Genomic DNA, 16,627 nt, shown 5'->3' with positions numbered 1-16,627 from the left:
CTGCTTGAATGGCAACCATTAATCAGTTGGTACGCAAACCTCGTAAGCGTAAAGTTGAGAAGAGCGATGTTCCTGCTCTGCAAAGCTGCCCGCAAAGACGTGGTGTATGTACTCGTGTATACACTACCACTCCTAAGAAGCCTAACTCAGCGCTTCGTAAGGTGTGTCGTGTACGTTTAACAAACGGTTTTGAAGTTACTTCATACATCGGTGGTGAAGGCCACAACCTGCAGGAACACTCTGTTGTTCTGATTCGCGGTGGTCGTGTGAAGGATTTGCCTGGTGTTCGTTATCACACAGTTCGTGGTAGCCTGGATACACAGGGTGTTTCTGACCGTAGACAGGGTCGCTCCAAGTACGGTGCGAAACGTCCTAAGTCTTAATAGTTTAATCTTTGTCTGATAAGAGTAAGGCTGGATAATTTCCGGATTTACCTGAAGACCTTAACGAGGGCTTATCAATGCCTAGACGTCGTGTTGCTGCGAAGCGTGAAATTATCCCGGATCCTAAGTTCGGTAATGAGCGCCTGGCAAAATTTATGAACCATGTAATGGTTAGCGGTAAGAAATCTGTTGCTGAGCGTATCGTATACGGTGCTCTGGAAAAAGTAGAAGAGCGCAGTAAAGAAGCTCCGCTGGATATGTTTGAAAAGGCTCTGGAGTCTATCCAGCCTCTGGTGGAAGTGAAATCCCGCCGTGTGGGTGGTGCTACATATCAGGTTCCCGTAGAAGTGCGTCCTTCTCGTCGTCAGGCTCTGGCGATGCGTTGGTTGGTGGATGCAGCACGTAAGCGTGGTGAAAAATCTATGGATCTGCGCCTGGCTGGTGAGATTCTGGATGCGGCAGACGGTAAAGGCGCTGCTGTTAAGAAGCGTGAAGACGTTCACCGTATGGCTGAAGCTAACAAAGCATTCTCTCACTACCGCTTCTAATCGAACGGGAGATATGTCGTGGCACGTAAGACCCCAATTAACCGCTATCGTAACATCGGTATTTGCGCGCACGTTGATGCGGGTAAAACAACCACTACAGAACGTGTTCTGTATTACACCGGTATGTCTCACAAAATAGGTGAGGTTCACGATGGTGCAGCAACAATGGACTGGATGGAGCAGGAGCAGGAACGAGGTATTACCATTACTTCGGCTGCGACGACCTGTTTCTGGTCTGGTATGGATCAGCAGTTTGATCAGCACCGGGTCAATATTATTGATACGCCAGGGCACGTAGACTTTACTATTGAAGTAGAGCGTTCTTTGCGTGTGCTGGATGGTGCTGTGGTGGTCTTCTGTGGTTCATCGGGTGTGGAGCCTCAGTCTGAGACTGTATGGCGCCAGGCTAATAAATACGAAGTACCTCGTATCGTATTTGTGAATAAGATGGATCGTGCTGGAGCTGATTTTCTTCGGGTTGTCGATCAGATTGAGAATCGACTGAACGCAACACCTGTTCCAATCCAGCTGAATATCGGTGCAGAAGAAAACTTTGAGGGCGTTGTCGATCTGATGCGCATGAAAAGTATCTACTGGAACGAAGACGACAGCGGGATGTCCTATGAGCTGCGCGATATTCCATCTGAGCTTCAGGCTCAGTCTGAAGAGTATCGCGAAAAGATGGTAGAAGCTGCAGCTGAAGCCTCTGATGAGCTGATGGATAAGTACCTGGAAGAGGGTGAGCTGACCGATGAAGAAATTAAGCAAGGTCTGCGTACTCGCGTATTGAACAACGAAATCGTACTGGCGCTCTGTGGTTCTGCCTTTAAGAACAAGGGTGTCCAGGCGGTACTGGATGCAGTGGTGGAATACCTCCCTGCACCGACAGAAGTAAAAGCGATTGAAGGTACGCTGGAGGATGGTGAGACCACTGAAAGCCGTGAGGCTGAAGATGATGCTCCATTCTCTGCGCTGGCATTTAAGATTGCCACAGACCCTTTTGTTGGGGCGCTGACCTTTGTTCGTGTTTATTCCGGTGTGCTGAATTCCGGCGATAGCGTGTTCAACTCTGTTAAGGGTAAAAAAGAACGCGTAGGTCGCATGGTGCAAATGCATGCCAACGACCGTGAAGAGATTAAAGAGGTTCGTGCGGGCGATATTGCTGCGCTGATTGGCATGAAGGATGTGACTACCGGTGACACCCTTTGTGACGGCGACAAGAGAATTGTTCTTGAGCGTATGGAATTCCCGGAGCCTGTTATTTCTGTTGCGGTTGAGCCTAAGTCTCAGGCGGATCAGGAGAAGATGGGGATTGCGCTGGGTAAACTGGCCCAGGAAGATCCGTCTTTCCGTGTGAAGACAGATGAGGAAACTGGTCAGACCGTTATTTCCGGGATGGGCGAGTTGCATCTGGATATCATCGTGGATCGTATGAGTCGCGAGTTTAAAGTTGATGCAACCATTGGTAAGCCTCAGGTGGCTTATCGTGAAACAATCCGTTCCTCTGTAGAGCAGGAAGGGAAATTTGTTCGTCAGTCCGGTGGTCGTGGTCAGTTTGGTCATGTATGGCTGAGAATTGAGCCGTTAACCGATAAAGGTGAAGACGGTGAAAAAACTTACGAGTTCCAGAGTGAAATCGTAGGTGGAGTGGTGCCTAAGGAATACATTCCTGCTGTAGAAAAAGGTTGTTTTGAGCAGTTGCAGAATGGTGTTCTGGCCGGCTACCCAATGATCGACGTTAAGGTTACGTTGTTTGATGGCTCATACCACGATGTGGACTCCAATGAAATGGCGTTCAAAATTGCGGGTTCTATGGGTGTTAAGCAGGGTTGCGCCAAAGCAGATCCCGTTTTACTTGAGCCTATAATGAAGGTTGAAGTGGTAACCCCAGAGGATTACATGGGTGATGTGATGGGCGATCTGAACCGTCGTCGTGGTTTGGTTCAAGGTATGGACGATTCCGTCTCCGGGAAGGTCATCCGTGCCCTGGTACCGCTAGGTGAAATGTTCGGTTATGCAACCGATCTGCGCTCTGCAACTCAGGGTCGTGCTAGTTACAGCATGGAATTTGAGAAATATGCAGAAGCCCCTTCAAGCATTGTTGAAGCTGTTATTAACCGTAAATAACCGCTAAATATGAAAATGAGGTTTTAGCTGTGTCTAAAGAAAAATTTGAACGTTCCAAACCGCACGTAAACGTAGGTACTATCGGCCACGTTGACCACGGTAAAACTACTCTGACTGCTGCTCTGACTCGTGTATGTGCAGAAGTATTCGGCGGTACTGCTGTTGCATTTGACGGTATCGATAATGCTCCTGAAGAGCGTGAGCGTGGTATTACTATCGCGACTTCTCACGTAGAGTACGATTCCACTATTCGTCACTACGCGCACGTAGACTGCCCAGGGCACGCTGACTACGTTAAAAACATGATCACTGGTGCTGCTCAGATGGATGGCGCTATCCTGGTATGTGGTGCGACTGACGGCCCTATGCCTCAGACTCGTGAGCACATCCTGCTGTCTCGTCAGGTAGGTGTACCTTACATCGTAGTATTCCTGAACAAAGCTGACCTGCTGGCTGAAGACTGTGGCGGCGTTGGTACTGAAGAGTACGACGAAATGCTGGAACTGGTAGACATGGAAATCCGTGATCTGCTGTCTACTTACGACTTCCCTGGCGATGATACTCCAATCATCCCTGGTTCTGCACTGATGGCTCTGAACGGCGAAGACGCTGACGAGCTGGGTACTACTGCAGTTAAGAAGCTGGTAGAAGCTCTGGATTCTTACATCCCTGAGCCAGAGCGTGCTATTGATCAGCCGTTCCTGATGCCAATCGAAGACGTATTCTCTATTTCTGGTCGTGGTACTGTAGTAACTGGCCGTGTAGAGCGTGGTATCGTTAATACTGGTGATGAAGTTGAAATCGTTGGTATGAAAGAAACGACTACTACTACCTGTACTGGTGTAGAGATGTTCCGTAAGATGCTGGACGAAGGCCGTGCAGGTGAGAACATTGGTGCTCTGCTGCGTGGTACTAAGCGTGACGAAGTTGAGCGTGGTCAGGTTCTGTCTAAGCCGGGTTCTATCACTCCTCACACTGAATTTGAGGCAGAAGTATACGTGCTGTCTAAAGAAGAAGGTGGTCGTCACACTCCATTCTTCAAAGGCTACCGTCCGCAGTTCTACTTCCGTACTACTGACGTAACCGGTTCTTGTGAACTGCCAGAAGGCGTTGAAATGGTAATGCCAGGTGACAACGTTCAGCTGCGTGCTACTCTGATCGCGCCTATCGCTATGGAAGAAGGTCTGCGCTTCGCGATTCGTGAAGGTGGCCGTACCGTAGGTGCAGGTGTTGTTGCTAAGATCATCGAATAATATCGATTGATTCTTCAAAAGGGATCTTCTTTTTTCAGAAGATCCCTTTTTTGTGTTGACATCCCTCCGTACACTTCTTACAATGCGCTTCCTTTTTAACAAGGGTGAGCGAAACACGCTCGTGTCCAATTGGGGTTTTTGGAATGCAAAACCAGAAAATTCGTATTCGTCTGAAAGCATTCGATCATCGTCTGATCGACCAGTCTGCGCAGGAAATCGTTGATACTGCAAAGCGTACTGGTGCTCAGGTGCATGGTCCGATCCCGCTGCCGACCCGCAAAGAGCGTTTTACTGTTCTTATTTCTCCTCACGTTAACAAAGATGCACGTGATCAGTACGAAGTTCGTACTCATAAACGTGTTCTGGATATCGTTGAGCCTACAGAGAAAACAGTAGACGCACTGATGAAGCTGGATCTGGCTGCTGGTGTTGATGTGCAGATCAGTCTTGGTTAATAGCCAAATTTGAAAATCTAGGCGCTCGTCGGGACGACGACACACAATTTATCAGTGGAATGCAATGAAAAGTGCAGCCATAGCGGGTGACAGCCCCGTACACTAAGGAGTCGAAATATGACTATCGGTCTTGTCGGTAAGAAAAGCGGAATGACCCGCGTATTTACCGAAGATGGTGTTTCTGTACCTGTAACTGTTATCGAGGTTTCTCCAAACCGCGTAACTCAGGTGCGTTCACTTGAAAAAGACGGCTATGCTGCGATCCAGGTTACTACTGGTGAGCGTAAAGCAAAGCATTTGACCAAAGCTGAAGCAGGTCACTTCGCGAAAGCAGGTGTTGCTGCAGGTCATGGTCTGGTTGAGTTCCGTCTGGCTGAAGGCGAAGAAGCGCCTGAAGTTGGTGGTGAGCTGAACGTATCCCTCTTTGAAGCTGGTCAGAAAATTGATGTGACCGGTACTTCCAAAGGTAAAGGTTTCCAGGGTGGTGTTAAGCGCTGGAACTTCCGTACACAAGATGCTACGCACGGTAACTCTCTTTCCCATCGTGCTCCGGGTTCTATCGGTCAGTGTCAGACACCAGGTCGCGTTTTCAAAGGTAAGAAAATGGCGGGCCACATGGGTGCTGAGCGCTCTACTACTCAGAATCTGGAAATTGTTCGTGTTGATGCTGAACGCAATCTGCTGCTGGTTAAAGGTGCTGTTCCAGGTGCCCCAGGCGGTCAGGTTCTGGTTCGTCCAGCAGTTAAAGCTCGCGGCTAAGGGGTAAGAGATAATGAATCTGAATCTTGCAGGCGGCGCAGCAGGTAGCGTAGAAGTATCTGAAGCAACTTTTGGTAAAGAGTACAATGAAGCTCTGGTACACCAGGTTGTTACTGCATACATGGCTGCTGCACGTCAGGGTACTCGTGCACAGAAAACCCGCTCTGAAGTAAGTGGCGGTGGCGCTAAGCCATGGCGTCAGAAGGGTACGGGCCGTGCTCGTGCCGGTACTATCCGTAGCCCGATCTGGCGTTCAGGTGGTACTACTTTCGCAGCTAAGCCTCAGAACTTTGAGCAGAAAGTGAACAAGAAGATGTATCGTGCAGCAATGCGCAGCATCCTGTCTGAGCTGGCACGTCAGGAACGTCTGGTTGCAGTTGAAGAGTTCACTGTAGAAGCACCAAAAACTAAGGTTCTGGCAAGCAAGCTGAAAGACATGGATCTGAGCAAAGTTCTGATCGTGACTTCAGAAGTTGATACAAACCTGTTCCTGGCTGCTCGTAACATCCCACACGTTGAAGTGGTTGATGTAGCCGGTGCAGATCCTGTCAGCTTAGTTGCTTATGACAAAGTGCTGGTCACTGTACCTGCTCTGCGTCAGTTTGAGGAGAAGCTGGGATGAACCAGGAGCGCATTTTCAAGGTTCTGCTAGGACCTCACATTACTGAAAAAGCGGCTGTTGTTGCTGATGAGAAAAATCAGTACGTATTCAAAGTAGCTGCTGACGCGACTAAGCCAGAAATCAAAGCGGCTGTAGAAGCGCTGTTTGAAGTAACGGTAACGGGTGTAAACACTGTTAACGTTAAAGGCAAAACAAAGCGTACTGCTCGTGGCATTGGTCGTCGTAAAGGTTTCCGCAAAGCTTATGTGGCTGTTGCGGAAGGTCAAGAAATCGACTTTGCTGGCGCTGAATAAGCAGGAGTTGGGAAAATGGCAGTAGTTAAATCTAAACCAACATCAGCAGGTCGTCGCCACGTTGTTAAAGTAGTTAACACGGAGCTGCACAAAGGTGCACCATACGCTCCGCTGCTGGCTAAGAAATCTAAAACTGGTGGTCGTAACAATAACGGTCGTATCACTACCCGTCACATCGGTGGTGGCCATCGTCAGCATTATCGTATGGTTGATTTTCGTCGTAACAAAGACGGTATCCCGGCGATTGTTGAGCGTCTGGAATATGATCCGAACCGTACTGCGCATATTGCTCTGCTGAAATATGCGGATGGTGAACGTCGTTACATCATTGCGCCTAAAGGTGTTAAAGCAGGTGATGCAATCCAGTCTGGCTCTGATGCGCCAATTAAAGCTGGTAATACTTTGCCTCTGCGTAACATTCCGGTAGGTAGCGTGATCCACTGTATCGAGCTGAAGCCTGGTAAAGGTGCACAGATCGCTCGCTCTGCAGGTGCTGCAGTTCAGCTGGTTGCGCGTGAGGGCGAATACGCCACTCTGCGTCTGCGTTCCGGCGAAATGCGTAAAGTGCTGGTAGATTGTCGTGCGACTCTGGGTGAAGTAGGTAACTCTGAGCATAGCCTGCGTCGTCTGGGTAAAGCTGGTGCCAAGCGTTGGCGTGGTGTTCGCCCGACTGTTCGCGGTGTGGCTATGAACCCTGTTGATCACCCACATGGTGGTGGTGAGGGTCGTACCTCAGGTGGTCGTCATCCAGTAACCCCTTGGGGTGTGCCGACTAAAGGTCATAAGACACGTAAGAACAAGCGTACTGACAAACTGATTGTTCGTCGTCGCGGTTCTAAGTAACAGTTTTTAAGAGGATACAGCTGTGCCACGTTCACTGAAAAAAGGTCCATTTATTGACCTGCATCTGTTGAAGAAGGTTGAAGCTGCTCTGGATAGCAACGATCGTCGTCCAATCAAAACCTGGTCGCGTCGTTCCATGATCCTGCCTGAGATGGTAGGTCTGACCATTGCAGTTCATAACGGTCGCCAGCACGTGCCTGTACTCGTCTCTGAAGAGATGGTAGGTCACAAGCTGGGTGAATTCGCTGCTACTCGTACCTACCGTGGTCACGTAGCAGACAAGAAAGCCAAGCGCTAAGCCGAGGGGAATAAGAGATGGAAGTAGCCGCTAAATTACGGGGTGCTCGCTTATCCGCACAAAAGGCGCGTTTGGTTGCTGACCAGGTTCGCGGAATGCCAGTTGCAGAAGCACTGAATCTGCTGACCTTCAGCCCTAAGAAGGCTGCGGTTCTGATCAAGAAAGTACTTGAGTCAGCCATTGCCAACGCCGAGCACAACGAAGGTGCTGATATTGATGAGCTGCGCGTATCAACGATTTTTGTTGATGAAGGTATGACAATGAAGCGCATCAGACCACGTGCTAAAGGCCGTGCTGATCGCATTCTGAAGCGCACTTGCCATATCACGGTTAAGGTAGCAGATAAGTAGGAGACGACCAGATGGGTCAGAAAGTACATCCAACTGGCATTCGACTGGGTATTGTTAAAGATCACACTTCTGTATGGTTTGCAGAAGGCAGTGACTACGCAGATAACCTGAATAACGATCTGCAGGTACGTGCATTCCTGCAGGAGCGTCTGAAGCAGGCTTCAGTTAGCCGTATTCAGATTGAGCGCCCGGCTCAGAATGCTCGCATCACCATTCACACTGCCCGTCCAGGCATCGTGATTGGTAAGAAAGGCGAAGATGTTGAAAAATTGCGCAACGAAATCACTAAGATGATGGGCGTGCCTGTTCATATCAACATTGAAGAAATCCGTAAGCCTGAACTGGACGCTAAACTGGTAGCAGAAAGTGTTGCCAGTCAGCTGGAACGTCGTGTGATGTTCCGCCGTGCTATGAAGCGTGCTGTACAGAATGCTATGCGTCTGGGTGCTAAGGGCATCAAGATTCAGGTATCTGGCCGTTTAGGTGGTGCTGAGATTGCACGTGCGGAGTGGTATCGCGAAGGTCGTGTACCTCTGCATACGCTGCGTGCTGACATTGACTACGCAACTGCCGAAGCGAACACCACTTATGGTGTGATCGGTGTTAAAACCTGGATCTTTAAAGGTGAAATCCTGGGTGGCATCGAAGAAGTTCGTGCTAAGCAGAATGCGCCTAAGAAGAAAGGCAAGTAGGAGATAGACAATGTTACAGCCAAAGCGTACCAAGTTCCGCAAGATGCAAAAAGGCCGCAACCGTGGTCTGGCTCGCGGACACAATGTGAGCTTCGGTGAGTTCGGTCTGAAAGCTACAGGTCGTGGTCGTCTGACTGCTCGCCAGATTGAGGCAGCACGTCGTACGATGACTCGTCACATTAAACGTGGCGGTAAGATCTGGATTCGTGTATTCCCGGACAAGCCAATCACAGGTAAGCCGTTAGAAGTACGTCAGGGTAAAGGTAAGGGTAACGTTGAATACTGGGTATGCCAGATTCAGCCAGGCCGCGTACTTTATGAAATGGAAGGTGTATCAGAACAGCTGGCTCGTGAAGCATTTGAGCTGGCCGCTGCTAAACTTCCTTTTTCAACCACCTTTGTTAAGCGGACGGTGATGTAATGAAAGCAGCAGAACTGCGTGAAAAGTCAGTTGAAGAGCTGAACGAGCAGCTGACAAGCCTGCTTCGTGATCAATTCAACCTGCGTATGCAGAAAGGGACTGGTCAGCTGAACCAGACTCACCTGCTGAACCAGGTTCGTCGTGACATCGCTCGTGTTAAGACTTTGCTGAATGAAAAAGCAGGTAACTAAAGATGGCTGAGACTGAAAACAACGCCCGTACACTTACCGGTAAAGTGGTAAGTAACAAGATGGATAAGTCCATCACTGTACTGGTTGAGCGTCGTGTTGCACACCCGATCTATGGTAAGTATGTCCGCCGTTCAACTAAACTGCATGCACATGACGCAGATAACTCCTGCAACATGGGTGATGTAGTGACAATCCAGGAATGCCGTCCTCTGTCGAAGACGAAAACCTGGACTTTGGTGAGCATCGATGAGCGTGCTGTTGAGCTGTAAAGCTCCGGCACAAATCGAAGTTTAGTTTAGCGTATTTGGTTTGGAGAAGAACCGATGATTCAAACGCAAACCATGCTTGATGTGGCCGACAACAGCGGCGCTCGTCGTGTTATGTGTATTAAGGTGCTGGGTGGTTCTAAGCGTCGTTATGCACGTGTTGGTGACATCATCAAAGTAACCGTGAAGGAAGCAATTCCTCGCGGTAAAGTGAAGAAAGGTCAAGTCCTGAAAGCTGTAGTGGTTCGCACTAAGCAGGGCGTACGTCGTCCGGACGGTTCAGTGATCCGTTTTGATGGCAATGCGGCAGTAATGCTGAATGCTAACGATGCGCCTATCGGGACCCGTATCTTCGGCCCGGTGACACGTGAACTGCGTGGCGAAAAGTTCATGAAGATTATTTCCTTGGCGCCTGAAGTGCTGTAGGGAGCGAGAGACCGGCTATGCGTAAGATTAAGCGTGAGGACGAGGTAATCGTCATTGCGGGTAAGGATAAAGGCAAGCGTGGCACAATTAAGCGTGTGCTGAAAGATGGCCGCATTGTCATTTCTGGTGTGAACATGGTTAAGCGTCACACTAAGCCAAACCCGATGTTAGGCACTCAGGGTGGAATTGTTGAGCGTGAAGCGCCAATTCATTCATCCAATGTTGCCATTTATAACAAAGAAACTAACAAAGCAGACCGCGTTGGTTTCAAGGTCTTGGAAGATGGTTCCAAGGTTCGGATTTACAAGTCGACCCAGAAAGAGATCGACGCCTAAACGAGTCAGGTAACATCATGGCGAGACTGAAAGAGTTATATAAGTCAGAAGTTGTAGCCAAGTTGCAGGAGCAGTTTGGTTACAAGAATGTGATGCAGGTTCCCCGCATCACAAAAGTGACTCTTAATATGGGTATCGGCGATGCAACCAGCGATAAAAAGCTGATTGACAACGCAGTTGCTGATCTGGAAAAACTGAGTGGCCAGAAGGCTGTTGTAACCAAAGCACGCAAATCTGTTGCTGGCTTTAAGGTTCGTGAAGGCTGGCCGATCGGTTGTAAAGTGACTCTGCGCGATGAGCGTATGTGGGAGTTCCTGGATCGTCTGGTAGATATCTCTATTCCACGTGTTCGTGATTTCCGTGGTCTGAACCCGAAATCATTTGACGGTCGTGGCAATTACAGTATGGGTGTTCGTGAACAGATCATCTTCCCTGAAATTGACTATGACAAAGTTGACCGTATCCGTGGTTTGGACATCACTGTTACTACCACAGCTGATACCAACGAGGAAGGCCTGGCACTGTTAAGTGCTCTGCAGTTCCCGTTCAAGAAATAAGGGTAGGATCATGGCTAAAGTAAGTATGGTTCAGCGCGAAGCTAAGCGCGCTAAGCTGGTACAGAAGTACGCTGCAAAGCGTGCTGAGTTAAAAGCTCTGATTGCTAACCCTGCGACTTCTGATGAAGATCGCTGGGAAGCGCAGCAGCAGCTGCAAAAGATGCCTCGTGACGCCAGTCCGGCTCGTCAGCGTAACCGCTGTCGCGTTACTGGCCGTCCGCATGGTTTCTACAACAAGTTCGGCCTGAGCCGTATCAAGTTGCGTGAAGCTGCCATGCGTGGTGATGTTCCTGGCCTGCGTAAAGCAAGCTGGTAAACGCTTAGTATTGGGAGCGCGAACTTAATGAGCATGCAAGATACACTGGCGGATATGTTTACTCGTATCCGCAATGCACAGATGGTAGCTAAGGAGACTGTCTCCATGCCTTCTTCGAAGATGAAGGTAGAGCTGGCACGTGTGCTGAAGGAAGAAGGTTACATCACAGATTATTCTGTTGAGGGTGACGTTAAACCTTCTCTGACTGTTGAACTGAAGTACTTCGAAGGCAAGCCTGTAATCGAAAAGATTGAGCGTGTCAGTAAGCCGAGTCTGCGTAGCTATAAAGGCGCTGCAGACCTGCCGAAGGTCGAAGGTGGTCTGGGCGTAGCGATCGTATCTACCTCTAAAGGTGTTATGACTGATCGCGCTGCTCGCCAGGCCGGTGTTGGTGGCGAAGTCATCTGCACTGTATTCTAGGAGATCGAAATGTCCAGGGTAGCAAAAAGTCCTGTTCAACTGCCTGCTGGTGTTGAATTCAAGCTGGATGGCCGTCAAGTTACTGTTAAAGGTAAAGAAGGCGAGCTGAAGCTGGATCTGCACGCAGACGTAGCTGTTGAACAAAACGAAAACGTGCTGACCTTTGCCCCGGTTTCTGAGAAAGCATCATGGGCACAAGTGGGTACCGCTCGTGCTCTGATCAACAACATGGTAAAAGGTGCAAGCGAAGGCTTCTCCAAAACACTGAATATTAATGGTGTTGGTTACCGTGCTCAGGCTAAAGGCAAAGAAATCAACCTGTCTCTTGGTTTCTCACACCCAGTTGATTATCAGCTGCCAGAAGGTGTGTCTGCTGAGACTCCTAGCAACACTGTTATCGTACTGAAAAGTGCTGACAAACAGCTGCTGGGTCAGGTTGCTGCAGAGATTCGTGCTTATCGTCCACCTGAGCCTTATAAAGGTAAGGGTATTCGCTATGCGGATGAGCACGTACGTCGCAAAGAAGCTAAGAAGAAGTAAGGCAGGGTTATGAGCGCTAAGAAAGAGTCTCGTTTACGTCGCGCGCGTCGTGCTCGTGCTAAAATGCGTGAGCTCGGCGTACACCGTCTGTGTGTAAACCGCACCCCGCGTCACATTTATGCTCAGATCATCAGCCCGGATGGCGGTCAGATTCTGGCTGCTGCATCTACTGTAGATGCCTCTCTGCGTGAAGGTGCAACCGGTAACGTTGAAGCTGCAGGCAAAGTAGGCAAGCTGATTGCTGAACGTGCACTGGCAGCAGGTGTAACTAAAGTTGCATTTGATCGTTCCGGTTACAAGTACCATGGCCGTGTGAAAGCACTGGCTGACGGTGCCCGTGAAGGCGGTCTGGAATTCTAAGGGTAAAAGCGATGGCGAATATCGAACAGAAAGGCGGTGACCTGCAAGAGAAGCTTGTCCAGGTTAACCGCGTCGCTAAGGTAGTTAAGGGCGGCCGTATTTTCGGCTTCACAGCTCTGACTGTCGTTGGTGATGGCAATGGCCGTATCGGCTTTGGCCGCGGTAAAGCTCGTGAAGTTCCGGTTGCGATTCAGAAAGCAATGGAACAGGCACGCCGCAACATGGTACAGGTTCAGCTGGATGGCAACACCCTGCAGTACCCTGTAAAAGCACGTCACGGTGCTTCTAAGGTTTACATGCAGCCTGCATCTGAAGGTACTGGTATTATTGCTGGTGGTGCGATGCGTGCTGTACTGGAACTGGCTGGTGTACAGAACGTTCTGGCTAAGTGCTATGGTTCTACTAACCCGGTGAACGTTGTTCGCGCGACTGTTAAAGGTCTGGCAAACATGAACGCTCCTGAGGAAGTAGCTGCTAAGCGTGGCAAGAGTGTAGAAGAGATCCTGGGGTAAAGTATCATGGCAAAAATCAAGGTAACTCTTACCCGTAGCCCAATTGGTACTCTGCCTAAGCACAAACTGTGTGTTAAAGGTCTGGGTCTGCGTCGCATCGGTCACACTGTTGAACTGGAAGATACTCCTTCTGTTCGCGGTATGATCAACAAGGTTAACTACCTTGTACGTGTTGAAGGAGAGTAATCATGCATCTGAATACTCTGAGTCCGGCTCCGGGTTCCAAGCCGTCTAAAAAACGTGTAGGTCGTGGTATCGGTAGCGGTCTGGGTAAGACTGGTGGCCGTGGTCACAAAGGTCAGAAATCACGTTCCGGCGGTTCAGTTAAGCCAGGTTTTGAAGGTGGTCAGATGCCACTGCAGCGTCGTCTGCCAAAATTTGGTTTCACATCTCGTCAAGCTGCATTTAAAGCTGAAGTTCGTCTGCACGAGCTGGCTAAAGTTGAAGCTGACGTTATTGATATCGCTGCTCTGAAGCAGGCGGATATCATCAAGGATAACATTGAGCGTGTACGCGTTATCCTGTCAGGTGAAATTGACAAAGCTGTAACTGTAAGTGGCCTCGAAGTAACCAAGGGTGCACGTGCAGCGATCGAAGCTGCTGGCGGTAAGGTTGAAGAATAATGGCTAAATCAGGATCTGTACCAGCAGGGGCACAAAAGGGTTTATCTGAGCTATGGGCTCGCCTTCGTTTTGTGTTTATCGCAATTGTGGTTTACCGCATTGGCGCACACATTCCCGTTCCTGGTATCAATCCTGAAAGGCTGGCTGCTTTGTTTGAGCAGAGCCAGGGCACTATTCTGAGTTTATTTAATATGTTCTCAGGTGGTGCTCTGGAGCGCATGAGTATCTTGGCACTGGGCATCATGCCCTATATTTCTGCCTCGATTATCATGCAGCTGCTGACCGTTGTTTCACCTCAGCTGGAACAGCTGAAGAAGGAAGGTGAGGCAGGTCGACGCAAAATCAATCAATACACCCGCTACGGCACAGTGGTGTTGGCAACGGTGCAATCGATTGGTATGGCAGTCGGTCTTGCTGGCCAGGGCGTCGCTTTTGCGAATGATTTCAGCTTCTACTTTGTTGCTGTTACTACCCTGGTCTCAGGTGCGATATTCCTGATGTGGCTCGGTGAACAGGTAACAGAACGTGGCATTGGTAATGGTATTTCCATTCTGATCTTTGCCGGTATTGTTGCTGGATTACCCGGAGCCATCGGCCAGTCCTTTGAACAGGCGCGTCAGGGGGATATCAATATCCTGGCTTTGCTTGCGATTGGTGTGCTGGCTGTTCTGACTGTTGCGTTTGTAGTGTTTATGGAGCGTGGCCAGCGCCGCATTACCGTAAACTACGCCAAACGACAGCAAGGACGGAAGGTGTTTGCAGCTCAGTCGAGCCACTTACCTCTGAAAGTAAATATGGCTGGTGTTATCCCGCCTATTTTTGCTTCCAGTATTCTGCTGTTCCCTGCCTCTATCGGCCAGTGGTTCGGTCAGGATGAAAGTATGGCATGGCTGCAGGAAGCCTCTCTGGCACTTGCACCAGGTCAACCGTTGTATATCTTGCTTTTTGCGCTCAGTGTAGTATTCTTCTGCTACTTCTATACAGCACTGGTATTCAACCCCAAAGATGTCGCTGACAACCTGAAAAAATCAGGTGCGTTCATTCCTGGCATCCGTCCTGGGGAGCATTCAGCTCGTTATATCGATGGAGTAATGTCACGCCTGACATTGTTTGGCGCTCTGTACATTACTGCTGTGTCATTAATGCCACAGTTCCTGGTTGTTGCCTGGAGTGTACCGTTTTATTTCGGTGGTACTTCCCTGCTGATTGTTGTAGTCGTTGTCATGGACTTTATGGCGCAGGTGCAGTCGCATCTGATGAGCCATCAGTATGAGTCCCTGATGAAAAAATCGAACTTGAAAGGTTATGGTGGCGGAAGCGGTTTGCTTCGCTAGACCAGACCTGAACACTGGAGTTTGATCGAATGAAAGTACGTGCATCTGTTAAAAAGATCTGCCGTAACTGTAAGATCATTCGTCGCCGTGGTTCAGTTCGCGTTATCTGCGCGTCTGATCCTAAGCACAAACAGCGTCAGGGTTAATCTGACTGTCTGACTGTGGGTCACGAAGGCATAATACTCCTTGATATTTTTGATATCAGGGAGTATTCTTTTGCGCCCTTTGTGAACAATAATTTTTTGGAAGAGCAATCGCTCATATATCGGAGATAGCTAATGGCCCGTATTGCAGGTGTCAATATTCCCGACAATAAGCATGCGGTGATCTCGCTGACCTATATCTATGGTATTGGTTCCACTACAGCTAAGAGTATTCTGGCTGCAGTAGGTATTGAACCTTCTACCAAGATTGCTGACCTGTCTGAAGAAGTTCTGGATCAGGTGCGTAACGAGGTAGGCAAGTACACTGTTGAAGGTGATCTGCGTCGTGAAATCAGCATGAACATCAAGCGTCTGATGGACCTTGGTTGCTATCGCGGTCTGCGTCACCGTCGTAGTCTGCCCGTTCGTGGTCAGCGCACCAAGACTAATGCGCGTACTCGTAAAGGTCCGCGTAAACCGATTCGCAAGTAATTTTGTGAAGCTTTTTACAGGAAACATACATTATGGCTAACCCAGCACGTAACCGTAAAAAAGTTAAAAAGACTGTGGTGGATGCTGTAGCACACATCCATGCATCTTTTAACAATACGATCGTTACGATTACTGACCGCCAGGGCAACACCCTTTCATGGGCAACTGCCGGTGGTTCGGGTTTTCGTGGTTCTCGTAAGAGTACCCCGTTTGCAGCTCAAGTAGCTAGCGAACGTGCTGCAACTGCAGCAGCCGAATATGGTGTTAAAAACGTAGATGTACTTGTTAAGGGTCCAGGACCAGGCCGTGAGTCTGCTGTTCGTGCACTTAACGCTGTTGGCTTTAAAGTAGGCAACATTACAGACGTGACACCTATTCCGCACAACGGTTGTCGTCCACCCAAGAAACGTCGTGTGTAAGGAGCGGAGTTAGATGGCTCGTTATATTGGTCCTAAGTGTAAGCTTTCACGTCGTGAAGGCGTAGACTTATTCCTGAAAAGCGGTGTAACCGCTTTCGAAAACAAGTGCAAGTCCGAAACTGCTCCTGGCCAGCATGGTCAGCGTCGTGGACGTCTGTCTGATTACGGTCTGCAGCTGCGTGAAAAGCAGAAAGTTCGTCGTATCTATGGCGTACTGGAAAAGCAGTTCCGTAACTACTACAAAGAAGCGGCTCGTCTGAAAGGTGCTACAGGTGAAAACCTGCTGCAACTTCTGGAGTCCCGTCTGGACAACGTAGTATATCGTATGGGCTTTGGCTCTACTCGTGCTGAAGCGCGTCAGCTTGTTAGCCATAAGGCTATCCAGGTGAATGGCCGTACAGTAAACATCGCTTCTTACCAGGTTAAAGCTGGTGACGTTGTTGCGGTTCGCGAGAAATCTAAGAACCAGCTGCGTATTCAAAACGCTCTGCAGCTGTTTTCTCAGCGTGCTGATGTACAGTGGATCGATGTTGACAGCAAGAAGATGGAAGGTACGTTCAAGGCTAAGCCTGAGCGCACTGATCTGTCAGCTGACATCAACGAAAACCTGATTGTTGAGCTGTACTCCAAGTAATCTCTGAGTATTCAT

30 protein-coding genes are annotated in these 16,627 nt (G+C 49.3%); all 30 read left to right on the top strand.

Going from position 1 to position 16,627, the window contains the following annotated elements; translation table 11 throughout:
* The first annotated feature begins 8 nt into the window (after positions 1-8).
* The 30 genes from rpsL to rpsD all read left to right on the top strand — a co-directional run bounded on the left by rpsL (position 9) and on the right by rpsD (position 16,612).
* On the top strand, positions 9-383 hold the full coding sequence (gene rpsL, locus H4O21_RS11880) for a 30S ribosomal protein S12 (RefSeq protein ID WP_182809086.1): 375 nt from the start codon (positions 9-11) through the stop codon (positions 381-383).
* Positions 384-460: 77 nt separating this feature from the next.
* A complete protein-coding gene (gene rpsG / locus H4O21_RS11875) occupies positions 461-931 on the top strand; it encodes a 30S ribosomal protein S7 (RefSeq protein ID WP_182809085.1) in 471 nt (156 codons plus the stop codon).
* An 18-nt stretch (positions 932-949) separates the two neighbouring features.
* Positions 950-3,058 (top strand): elongation factor G, encoded by a 2,109-nt coding sequence (gene fusA, locus H4O21_RS11870; protein WP_182809084.1) that lies wholly within the window; start codon positions 950-952, stop codon positions 3,056-3,058.
* A gap of 29 nt (positions 3,059-3,087) precedes the next feature.
* Positions 3,088-4,311 (top strand): elongation factor Tu, encoded by a 1,224-nt coding sequence (tuf, locus tag H4O21_RS11865; RefSeq protein WP_182809083.1) that lies wholly within the window; start codon positions 3,088-3,090, stop codon positions 4,309-4,311.
* Between the two features lie 143 nt (positions 4,312-4,454).
* Positions 4,455-4,766 (top strand): 30S ribosomal protein S10, encoded by a 312-nt coding sequence (gene rpsJ / locus H4O21_RS11860; protein WP_028301416.1) that lies wholly within the window; start codon positions 4,455-4,457, stop codon positions 4,764-4,766.
* A 117-nt stretch (positions 4,767-4,883) separates the two neighbouring features.
* Complete coding sequence (gene rplC / locus H4O21_RS11855) at positions 4,884-5,525, top strand: 50S ribosomal protein L3 (protein ID WP_182809082.1); 642 nt, start codon at positions 4,884-4,886, stop codon at positions 5,523-5,525.
* Between the two features lie 13 nt (positions 5,526-5,538).
* Entirely contained in the window at positions 5,539-6,147 is a 609-nt protein-coding gene (gene rplD, locus H4O21_RS11850) for a 50S ribosomal protein L4 (protein WP_182809081.1), read from the top strand.
* Positions 6,144-6,440 (top strand): 50S ribosomal protein L23, encoded by a 297-nt coding sequence (rplW, locus tag H4O21_RS11845; RefSeq protein ID WP_182809080.1) that lies wholly within the window; start codon positions 6,144-6,146, stop codon positions 6,438-6,440. Before rplD ends, rplW begins: the two co-directional genes overlap by 4 nt.
* Positions 6,441-6,455: 15 nt before the next feature.
* Complete coding sequence (gene rplB, locus H4O21_RS11840) at positions 6,456-7,283, top strand: 50S ribosomal protein L2 (protein ID WP_182809079.1); 828 nt, start codon at positions 6,456-6,458, stop codon at positions 7,281-7,283.
* Positions 7,284-7,305: 22 nt separating this feature from the next.
* On the top strand, positions 7,306-7,581 hold the full coding sequence (gene rpsS, locus H4O21_RS11835; RefSeq protein WP_182809078.1) for a 30S ribosomal protein S19: 276 nt from the start codon (positions 7,306-7,308) through the stop codon (positions 7,579-7,581).
* Between the two features lie 17 nt (positions 7,582-7,598).
* A complete protein-coding gene (rplV, locus tag H4O21_RS11830; protein WP_028301422.1) occupies positions 7,599-7,931 on the top strand; it encodes a 50S ribosomal protein L22 in 333 nt (110 codons plus the stop codon).
* Between the two features lie 11 nt (positions 7,932-7,942).
* A complete protein-coding gene (rpsC, locus tag H4O21_RS11825; RefSeq protein ID WP_182809077.1) occupies positions 7,943-8,623 on the top strand; it encodes a 30S ribosomal protein S3 in 681 nt (226 codons plus the stop codon).
* A gap of 10 nt (positions 8,624-8,633) precedes the next feature.
* A complete protein-coding gene (rplP, locus tag H4O21_RS11820) occupies positions 8,634-9,044 on the top strand; it encodes a 50S ribosomal protein L16 (RefSeq protein ID WP_182809076.1) in 411 nt (136 codons plus the stop codon).
* Positions 9,044-9,235 carry a 50S ribosomal protein L29 gene (gene rpmC / locus H4O21_RS11815; RefSeq protein ID WP_182809075.1) on the top strand — a complete coding sequence of 64 codons (192 nt, stop codon included), beginning with the start codon at positions 9,044-9,046 and terminating at the stop codon, positions 9,233-9,235. The genes rplP and rpmC overlap by 1 nt, the downstream gene beginning before the upstream one ends.
* 2 nt (positions 9,236-9,237) lie before the next feature.
* Complete coding sequence (rpsQ, locus tag H4O21_RS11810; protein WP_028301426.1) at positions 9,238-9,504, top strand: 30S ribosomal protein S17; 267 nt, start codon at positions 9,238-9,240, stop codon at positions 9,502-9,504.
* Positions 9,505-9,558: 54 nt separating this feature from the next.
* Entirely contained in the window at positions 9,559-9,927 is a 369-nt protein-coding gene (gene rplN, locus H4O21_RS11805) for a 50S ribosomal protein L14 (protein ID WP_182809074.1), read from the top strand.
* A gap of 17 nt (positions 9,928-9,944) precedes the next feature.
* Positions 9,945-10,262, top strand: coding sequence for a 50S ribosomal protein L24 (gene rplX, locus H4O21_RS11800; protein ID WP_078320638.1), 318 nt, complete (start codon positions 9,945-9,947; stop codon positions 10,260-10,262).
* 17 nt (positions 10,263-10,279) lie between these two features.
* Positions 10,280-10,819, top strand: coding sequence for a 50S ribosomal protein L5 (rplE, locus tag H4O21_RS11795; protein ID WP_182809073.1), 540 nt, complete (start codon positions 10,280-10,282; stop codon positions 10,817-10,819).
* Between the two features lie 10 nt (positions 10,820-10,829).
* Positions 10,830-11,135: a 30S ribosomal protein S14 gene (gene rpsN, locus H4O21_RS11790; RefSeq protein ID WP_182809072.1), complete on the top strand. Its 306-nt coding sequence runs from the start codon at positions 10,830-10,832 to the stop codon at positions 11,133-11,135.
* 27 nt (positions 11,136-11,162) lie between these two features.
* Positions 11,163-11,555 (top strand): 30S ribosomal protein S8, encoded by a 393-nt coding sequence (gene rpsH / locus H4O21_RS11785; RefSeq protein ID WP_182809071.1) that lies wholly within the window; start codon positions 11,163-11,165, stop codon positions 11,553-11,555.
* A 9-nt stretch (positions 11,556-11,564) separates the two neighbouring features.
* Positions 11,565-12,095: a 50S ribosomal protein L6 gene (gene rplF / locus H4O21_RS11780; protein ID WP_182809070.1), complete on the top strand. Its 531-nt coding sequence runs from the start codon at positions 11,565-11,567 to the stop codon at positions 12,093-12,095.
* A 9-nt stretch (positions 12,096-12,104) separates the two neighbouring features.
* Complete coding sequence (rplR, locus tag H4O21_RS11775) at positions 12,105-12,455, top strand: 50S ribosomal protein L18 (RefSeq protein ID WP_182809069.1); 351 nt, start codon at positions 12,105-12,107, stop codon at positions 12,453-12,455.
* Positions 12,456-12,466: 11 nt separating this feature from the next.
* Positions 12,467-12,967, top strand: a complete 501-nt coding sequence (gene rpsE, locus H4O21_RS11770; RefSeq protein ID WP_182809068.1) for a 30S ribosomal protein S5 — start codon at positions 12,467-12,469, stop codon at positions 12,965-12,967.
* 3 nt (positions 12,968-12,970) lie between these two features.
* A complete protein-coding gene (gene rpmD, locus H4O21_RS11765) occupies positions 12,971-13,153 on the top strand; it encodes a 50S ribosomal protein L30 (RefSeq protein WP_368737547.1) in 183 nt (60 codons plus the stop codon).
* A 2-nt stretch (positions 13,154-13,155) separates the two neighbouring features.
* Positions 13,156-13,590, top strand: a complete 435-nt coding sequence (rplO, locus tag H4O21_RS11760) for a 50S ribosomal protein L15 (RefSeq protein ID WP_182809066.1) — start codon at positions 13,156-13,158, stop codon at positions 13,588-13,590.
* On the top strand, positions 13,590-14,924 hold the full coding sequence (secY, locus tag H4O21_RS11755; RefSeq protein WP_182809065.1) for a preprotein translocase subunit SecY: 1,335 nt from the start codon (positions 13,590-13,592) through the stop codon (positions 14,922-14,924). The genes rplO and secY overlap by 1 nt, the downstream gene beginning before the upstream one ends.
* Positions 14,925-14,953: 29 nt before the next feature.
* Positions 14,954-15,070: a 50S ribosomal protein L36 gene (gene rpmJ / locus H4O21_RS11750; protein ID WP_182809064.1), complete on the top strand. Its 117-nt coding sequence runs from the start codon at positions 14,954-14,956 to the stop codon at positions 15,068-15,070.
* 132 nt (positions 15,071-15,202) lie between these two features.
* A complete protein-coding gene (gene rpsM, locus H4O21_RS11745; protein WP_182809063.1) occupies positions 15,203-15,559 on the top strand; it encodes a 30S ribosomal protein S13 in 357 nt (118 codons plus the stop codon).
* 32 nt (positions 15,560-15,591) lie between these two features.
* On the top strand, positions 15,592-15,978 hold the full coding sequence (gene rpsK, locus H4O21_RS11740) for a 30S ribosomal protein S11 (protein ID WP_182809062.1): 387 nt from the start codon (positions 15,592-15,594) through the stop codon (positions 15,976-15,978).
* A gap of 13 nt (positions 15,979-15,991) precedes the next feature.
* On the top strand, positions 15,992-16,612 hold the full coding sequence (rpsD, locus tag H4O21_RS11735) for a 30S ribosomal protein S4 (RefSeq protein ID WP_182809061.1): 621 nt from the start codon (positions 15,992-15,994) through the stop codon (positions 16,610-16,612).
* Positions 16,613-16,627 lie beyond the last annotated feature (15 nt).

The organism is Oceanospirillum sediminis (genome assembly GCF_014164585.1).
Taxonomy (GTDB): domain Bacteria; phylum Pseudomonadota; class Gammaproteobacteria; order Pseudomonadales; family Halomonadaceae; genus Oceanospirillum; species Oceanospirillum sediminis.
Note: the sequence above shows the minus strand (reverse complement) of the source record. Positions and strands in the feature narration are given on the sequence as shown.